This is a genomic window from Vibrio xiamenensis (genome assembly GCF_900100015.1).
Taxonomy (GTDB): Bacteria; Pseudomonadota; Gammaproteobacteria; order Enterobacterales; family Vibrionaceae; genus Vibrio; species Vibrio xiamenensis.
This window is the reverse complement of the sequence record NZ_FNDD01000061.1, coordinates 1-7,589: the sequence shown is the minus strand read 5'-3', so window position 1 is coordinate 7,589 and position 7,589 is coordinate 1. Positions and strand designations below refer to the sequence as shown.

Genomic DNA, 7,589 nt, shown 5'->3' with positions numbered 1-7,589 from the left:
TTTAGCGCATCAAACCAAACTGCCTCACCAAACTATCCCAAAAGGCGTTTGCCTCCTTTTGAGCCAGCAAAAGGAACTGGTGCGCTATCGCAGATGGCAAAGAAACCGATGCACGTAAGGCGCATCATACAAACAACTCACGATAGCCAGCCACATAAAACCACCCCCAATTTTCACCCATAAAAAAACCTCGCTACTGCGAGGTTTTTTTCATCAACAATCAGACAATTAGTCGCGTAAAACCGCCCCAAATTGCTCTGAAATTTGCGCCACAATCGCATCGACCGCACCAGCGATGTCTGCATCTTCTAGCGTGCGCTCAACCGATTGTAGTGTCAGCGCGATAGCTAGGCTCTTCTTACCTTCTTCGACCCCTTTGCCGACGTAAACATCAAACAACTTGGCTTCTTTAAGGAATTCGCCGCCAGCTTGCAAACACGCTTCAACGATTTCGCCTGACGCTGCGTCTTCATCAACCACAACCGCGATATCGCGACGGTTTGATGGGAACTTCGACAGCGCGACCGCTTCTGGGATCACGCGAGTATTGATGGCGTTCCACTCGATTTCAAACACGATAGTGCGACCGTTTAGGCCAAACTTGCGCTCAAGCTCTGGGTGAACCGTACCGATGATACCGACAGGTTGGTCATCAATCACGATCGCCGCGCATTGGCCTGGGTGCAGCGCTGGGTGCTCAGCCGCAACAAACGCAAATTGTTTGTCGTTGGCAGTCAGTTCCAATACCGCTTCCAAATCGCCTTTTAGGTCAAAGAAATCAACGGTGTTGGTTTCGATATCCCAGTGCTCTTCACTGCGCGCGCCAGCAATCACACCGGCGAGCATTGGCTCTTGGCGCATGCCGTTTTCTGCGTCTTGATCAGGAATAAAGCGCAAACCGTATTCAAACAAACGCACACGCGGTTGCTGACGTTTTTGGTTGTGAACCACAGTGTTCAGCAAGCCTTGAATCAAGCTTAGGCGCATGGCTGACATGTCTGCTGAAATTGGGTTTGGCAGCATCAGCGGCTCAATTTCAGGCACGATCAGTTTTTGCTGCTCTGGCTCAACAAAGCTGTAAGTGATCGCTTCGTGGTAACCGCGGTCAACCAGCAGATCACGTGCACGTTTAAGCGGCAATTTCGCTTCTTTGTGCAGGTTCATGCTAAGACTCGCCACTGGCGATTGGTTTGGAATGTTGTCGTAGCCGTAGATACGACCGATCTCTTCCACCAAATCTTGCTCAATCGCGATATCAAAACGCCAAGTTGGCGCAGTCGCTTTCCAACCCGTGTCGGTGGTTGAAACCGCAAGACCAAGACGCTCTAGAATTTCAACCACATCGCTTGATGGGATTTCATGGCCAAGCAGGCTATCAAGTTTTGAGCGGCGCAGTTCAACCGTGTTGGCTTTTGGTAAGTCAGCTTCTGACTCAACGCCAACCACAGGTGCAACCTCACCACCACAGATGTCAACCAATAGCTGAGTTGCACGCTCCATTGCGCTGGCTTGCAAAGCAAAGTCAACGCCGCGCTCATAGCGCATTGAAGAATCGGTATGCAGGCCGTAGCTACGCGCGCGACCACGAATGTGATCTGGTGCGAAGAAGGCACACTCAAGCAATACGTCTTTGGTTTCGCTGTTAACGCCAGAGCCTTCACCACCAAAGATACCAGCAATCGCCAGCGCTTTGTTGTGGTCAGCCACAACCAATGTATCAGCGTTCAGCTCGGCTTCGCTGCCATCAAGTAGCGTGAGCTTCTCGCCTTGCTCAGCCATACGCACCACGATGCCGCCTTCGATTTTCGCTAAATCAAAAGCGTGCATTGGTTGGCCTTGCTCAAGCAATACGTAGTTAGTGATATCGACAACCGGGTCGATTGAGCGAATGCCACAGCGGCGCAATTTTTCTTGCATCCAAAGTGGCGTTTCAGCTTGAACGTTAACGTTCTTCACCACACGACCTAGGTAGCGTGGACACGCCGCTGGCGCTTTGACTTCGATTGCCACGGTGTCATCGATGCTCGCCGCTACCGCTTCAATCGCAGGGGCGCTAACATCAAGACGGTTCAATACGCCAACTTCACGAGCAAGGCCGCGAATGCTAAAGCAGTCAGCGCGGTTTGCCGTTAGGTCAACATCAACAGTGACATCGTTAAGACCTAAGAATTCACGGAAATCGGTACCGATAACCGCATCTTGCGCCAATTCCATGATGCCGTCAGATTCCACATCGATACCAAGCTCGGTGAAAGAACACAGCATGCCGTGTGAAGGCTGACCACGTAATTTGGCTTTTTTAATTTTGAAATCGCCCGGTAGCACCGCACCAACGGTGGCAACCGCAACTTTCAAACCTTGGCGACAGTTTGGCGCGCCGCACACGATATCAAGCAGTTCTTCTTCGCCGACATCGACTTTGGTCACGCGCAGTTTGTCTGCGTCTGGGTGCTGACCGCACTCCACCACATGACCCACTTTAACGCCAGTAAATGAACCCGCCACAGGAAGTACGTCATCGACTTCTAGGCCAGCCATAGTAATTTGATGAGTAAGCTCGTCGGTGCTAACCGCAGGGTTAACCCACTCACGAAGCCATGATTCGCTGAATTTCATAGTGATTAAACCTCTGGATTACTTGAACTGTTTTAGGAAACGAAGATCGTTTTCAAAGAATGAACGCAGATCGTTAACGCCGTAACGCAGCATTGCTAAACGCTCAATCCCGATACCAAACGCGAAACCAGAGTATTTCTCAGGGTCGATGCCCACACTGCGCAGTACATTTGGGTGCACCATGCCACAGCCTAGGATCTCAAGCCATTTGCCGTCTTTACGTTTTACATCCACTTCTGCTGAAGGCTCAGTGAATGGGAAGTAAGATGGACGGAAACGCACTTCCAACTCTTCTTCAAAGAAGTTGGTGAGGAAATCGTACAAAATGCCTTTCAACTGCGCGAAGTTAACGTGCTCATCAACCAGCATGCCTTCCACTTGGTGGAACATTGGCGTGTGGGTTTGATCGTAGTCGTTACGGTATACACGCCCTGGCGCGATAAAACGAAATGGCGGCTTACCGTTTTCCATGGTGCGAATTTGCACACCAGAGGTGTGAGTGCGCAACATCAGATCTGGGTTAAAGAAGAAAGTATCGTGATCGGTACGTGCTGGGTGATCCGCAGCGATGTTCAGCGCATCGAAATTATGAAACGCATCTTCAATTTCAGGGCCAGACTCAACTGTAAAGCCAAGCTCGCCAAAGAAGCTTTCGATACGTTCAACGGTGCGAGTCACTGGGTGCAAGCCACCGTTTTCAATACGACGACCAGGCAGAGTCACATCGATAGACTCTTGGGCCAATTTGGCTTCCAGTTCCGCGCGTTGCAGGGCATCTTTACGTGCCGCAATCGCTTGTTGAACCGCGCCTTTGGCTTTGTTGATTTCCTGGCCTGCTGTGCGGCGCTCTTCTGGTGGAAGTTTACCTAGGCTTTGTAATTGGCTAGTCAATTCGCCTTTTTTACCTAGGTACTGAACACGCACTTCATCAAGCGCGACTAGCGAATCAGCAGCGTCAATCGCAGCCGTCGCGTTAGCAATGATCTCTTCTAGATGTTGCATCGTTTCCTCATCTACCTACTGGTAGTGTCCATAAGGTTCCCAAGTACTGCTTAAGACACGTGTTATCGTGAATAACCAAGTGGAAATTCAAGCAATACCATTTTGGGATTTAGGGTATTTTCAAGTAGCTGTACATAGTAACGAAAGGCGCGATCAAAGCCAAATTGAAATGTGGCACAATCGCCACTTCCGTGGATATTTGTACGGAATTTAATCGAGTTTCTTCAACGCGCTGCTGTGTGGGTCGCTTTGCAGATGACTTTCGGCTGTGAATATGGCACTTTTGCCAACTATTAAGAAATCACCACAAAGAGACTTGCAAGGAATGAGCAACGACCCGCACTTCAAATTGGAAATTCGTCCGATAAGCGCAGCAGATGACGCCGCTATCAAACACATCATTCAACAAGTTGGCCGCGAATTTGGCGCCATTGGTGAAGGGTTTGGCCCATCCGATCCGGAAGTTGAACAAATGAGCAAGCACTACGACCCGAGCCAAGGCAGCCAATACTGGGTCGCGGTACTCAATGACATCGTCATCGGCGGTGGCGGCATTGCCCCATTTAATGCCAGCGATTCGGTGTGTGAGCTAAAAAAATTGTTCTTGCTACCCGAAAGTCGCGGTGTTGGCGCTGGAAAAGCGCTGACCCAAACCTGCCTTGAATTTGCTAAACAAGCTGGCTATCAGCATTGCTATTTGGATACCCTTGCCAGCATGCAATCGGCGATTGCGCTGTATCGCCATTTCGGCTTTGAGCAACTCAGTGAGCCAATGCCAGGCACCGAGCATAATGGCTGCGATGTGTGGATGTTAAAAACGCTCTAAGCCTGCATCGTTTTCACCGGCGCTGCCAACACCTACGGCGGCGCCAAATTCACGCTACACTTTAGATATTGCTGCGAATAAAAGGCTATATCTTTGAAAACATTACGCTCGCTTGCCTTGATTGGCGCCCTCGCCCCTTTCTCTATTGCCCATGCGCTTAACGCCGAGCAGGTATTTACCGGCTTATCCATTCCGTGGGGATTTGAATTTATTGACGATCACCGACTGATTCTCAACGAAAAATACGGTGATATCAGCTTGGTCGATTTAAGCAATCAAACTAAGACTCGCCTGTATCACGTGAGCGATCTTTACAGTGGCGGCCAAGGCGGTTTAATGGATGTCAAAGCCTCGCCGTTTAAACGCGGTGAATACTATTTCACTTACAGCCAAAAAGATGGCAATAGTGGCCAAACGGCGCTGGCCAAAGCGACCCTTGAAAACGACAAACTCTCCAACTGGACGCCGCTGTTTGTCTCCACATCAGGTTCCACCACCTCTTACCATTTCGGTAGCCGCCTGACCTTTGACTCACAATTTATCTATATGAGTGTCGGTGAGCGTGGCATTCGCGAAAATGCGCAGAATCTCGCAACGCATGCGGGCAGTATTTTGCGTCTCACCCCGCAAGGGCGAGCGCCAAAAGATAACCCTTTTGCAGGCCAAGCCGACGCAAAAGCCGAGATTTGGAGTTATGGCCATCGCAATCCGCAAGGGCTGACGTTTGATCCAATAACCGGCGAGTTGTGGGAAGTGGAACACGGGCCAAGGGGCGGTGATGAAATCAACCTTATCAAACGCGGCGCCAATTACGGCTGGCCAAATGTCTCTTATGGCAAAGAATACTGGGGACCAGTTGCGGTGGGCGATGCAACCGAGAAGCCCGGTATCGAATCGCCCCAGCTGGAGTACACGCCATCGATCGCACCATCCAGCATGATTCTCTATCGCGGCGAGCGCTACCCTGAACTGAGCGGCAAACTGCTGATCGGCGCCTTAAAGCTGACCCACATCAATGTGGTCAGCATTGATGCGAATGGCAATCTCAATCAGGAAATGCGATTGTTTACAGGGCTAAATCAGCGCATACGCCAAATTGCCGTTAGCCCAAATGGCACGGTATTTTTTAGTACCGACAACGGCAATTTGTATCGTATTACTGAATAGATTGGGCGCTGAGAATAAAGCGGTTTCGTCCTTGTTCTTTACTTTGATACAAAGATTTATCCGCATCTTCAAACAGCATATCGAGGATTTTTTTTGCGCCCAGTTCATCAAGCGACATACGTTTCAAACACGCGTATGCGCCGCCGACTGAAATGGTCACCACACCGCAACCTTGCAATGCATTGTGCGGAATATTGAGTTTTTCGATACTCTCGCGCAGCATCTCACCCGCATATTGGAGGCCAGATTTTTTCGGCCTTGCAAGCAATACCAAAAACTCCTCACCGCCAAAGCGAAACACCATATCACCCGCCGCTAAGGTTTGCTGAATACCTTTGGCGACGGCGACTAATGCTCTATCACCCTCTTTATGGCCGTAGTAATCGTTATAAGGCTTGAAGTAATCAATATCGCACACAAACATGCCGACGCATTTCTGCTGTTTGAGCGCTCGCTCGATAAAGTCGGTTGCGACGCGCGAATACTTATACCGTGAGCCGATGCCAGTGAGAGTATCGGTGTCGTTTTGCGCCTGCAATTGCCTCAGCTGATCATAATTTTTCACCAGCAAACTTTTGTACGCTTTAGCGAGCTGGCCGATTTCATCGTGGCGCGCCAACTCGGGGAGCAGTTCCATGCTTGGCGGCTCTGACGAAGACATATTCTTCGCCAGCGATTTGATCGGCCCCACCACACGCCGAGTGACATACAGAGCAACCAACATGGATAAAAATATCGCACTTACCGCCTCAAGCAGTAAGCTTCGAATCAAAGTTTGACGGTACTCCATCACACTGCTGGCATTAAATACTGCCCAAATGCGCCCATGTCCGGGATTACTTAATGGCAAATACAGATGCAGAGCGTGACCGCTTTTATCCAACTTATATTGGCTTTCGAGTACATTGGTATTCCAATCACTCGGACTTTGCACATTCATGGTTTGGTTGGCATCGACAATTCCAAGATATTCCGACGCACGTACGAATTGAATATGAACCGGCGATTGCTGTTCGCCACTCGAAATATCCAAAAACTTAAGCTTATCGACCGCGTTTAAATGTTCCAAAATTTTTGCTGACGTCAATTTGGAATACTGCTGCTCAGTAAGTAACCTAGATATATCGTTAAGATGCGGCGTAAATGAGCCTTTTGATAGCTCAACGAAATATCGCAGTTTATTTGACCATTCACTTTCGTAGCGCGCATAACTCATCACGCCAACCAAGCAAACCACCAACAGTAAATGCGACAATAATAGCACTCGGTGGATCGTCAAATGACGACACGGGAAGTGGAATATCATCTCGTTAGCCCCCTTTTAACTGATTGAAGTAAAAGCCATACTGCATACCAGCTAAATTTTGTGGGTAGACATAAAAGTGACGTTGTCGTCTCGATACTTTTGGCAGCATCGACCCTAAAAAAAAACTTAAGCTCGTTTTAACTAAAAACCTATAAAACGCAAGTCGCCCTCGCACTGCGTCACAAGAGATGAATCGTGTTGTTACCATAGCCATATAATAATTGTTATCTATAAATTACGGCCATTCTATTGGATAAGCGTCTACTTTAATATGCTTATTAGTGAAATTGATATCAATAAAATGTAAAAATCCGCATTTTTTATTTGCATATGGTTTTATTTTGGCTTCAGCTTTGCAAAGTTCATAAAGCCATCATTTTGTTCATCATACAAGCAGGATAAATATATTTATTAACCATACAAAGTTTTGTAAATAAATATATCAGATATCACACTGTATATATTAGTTATAAAGCATTCGGTAGCGGATAAACAAACTCGGATAATAAACTAACAAATATCACCAAGCCGCGACTAACGCCTGCGCCGTTAATTTTTAGGGCACACGAGGTTCCCTTCTCTTTATGGACAGGCGTGACCTCAACCTTGGCAAGGTTGCGCTGTACGCCAGAAACCAAAAAGCCCCGACTTTCGCCCGCGCTTTCGATTTTG

General features: G+C 48.5%; 7 protein-coding genes. 3 read left to right on the top strand and 4 right to left on the bottom strand.

What is annotated here, in order from left to right; all coding sequences use genetic code 11:
* Nucleotides 1-183, top strand: a 183-nt coding sequence (locus BLS03_RS25855; RefSeq protein WP_218122055.1) for a hypothetical protein, incomplete at its 5' end; no start/stop codon positions are given.
* 45 nt (nt 184-228) lie between these two features.
* On the opposite strand, the gene pheT is transcribed toward BLS03_RS25855, so the two are convergent.
* Complete coding sequence (gene pheT, locus BLS03_RS24900; RefSeq protein WP_093279537.1) at nt 229-2,616, bottom strand: phenylalanine--tRNA ligase subunit beta; 2,388 nt, start codon at nt 2,614-2,616, stop codon at nt 229-231.
* A gap of 18 nt (nt 2,617-2,634) precedes the next feature.
* Nucleotides 2,635-3,618: a phenylalanine--tRNA ligase subunit alpha gene (pheS, locus tag BLS03_RS24895; RefSeq protein WP_093279536.1), complete on the bottom strand. Its 984-nt coding sequence runs from the start codon at nt 3,616-3,618 to the stop codon at nt 2,635-2,637.
* A 325-nt stretch (nt 3,619-3,943) separates the two neighbouring features.
* On the opposite strand from pheS, the gene BLS03_RS24890 reads away from it, so the two are divergent.
* A complete protein-coding gene (locus tag BLS03_RS24890; protein ID WP_093279535.1) occupies nt 3,944-4,444 on the top strand; it encodes a GNAT family N-acetyltransferase in 501 nt (166 codons plus the stop codon).
* Nucleotides 4,445-4,537: 93 nt separating this feature from the next.
* Nucleotides 4,538-5,611, top strand: a complete 1,074-nt coding sequence (locus BLS03_RS24885; protein WP_093279534.1) for a PQQ-dependent sugar dehydrogenase — start codon at nt 4,538-4,540, stop codon at nt 5,609-5,611.
* Here the strand turns inward: BLS03_RS24885 and BLS03_RS24880 are convergent.
* Together BLS03_RS24880 and BLS03_RS25850 are read right to left on the bottom strand one after the other, a co-directional pair.
* Nucleotides 5,601-6,917, bottom strand: a complete 1,317-nt coding sequence (locus tag BLS03_RS24880) for a sensor domain-containing diguanylate cyclase (RefSeq protein WP_093279533.1) — start codon at nt 6,915-6,917, stop codon at nt 5,601-5,603. The genes BLS03_RS24885 and BLS03_RS24880 overlap by 11 nt on opposite strands.
* A 467-nt stretch (nt 6,918-7,384) precedes the next feature.
* Nucleotides 7,385-7,589, bottom strand: a 205-nt coding sequence (locus BLS03_RS25850; protein ID WP_218122054.1) for a hypothetical protein, incomplete at its 5' end; no start/stop codon positions are given.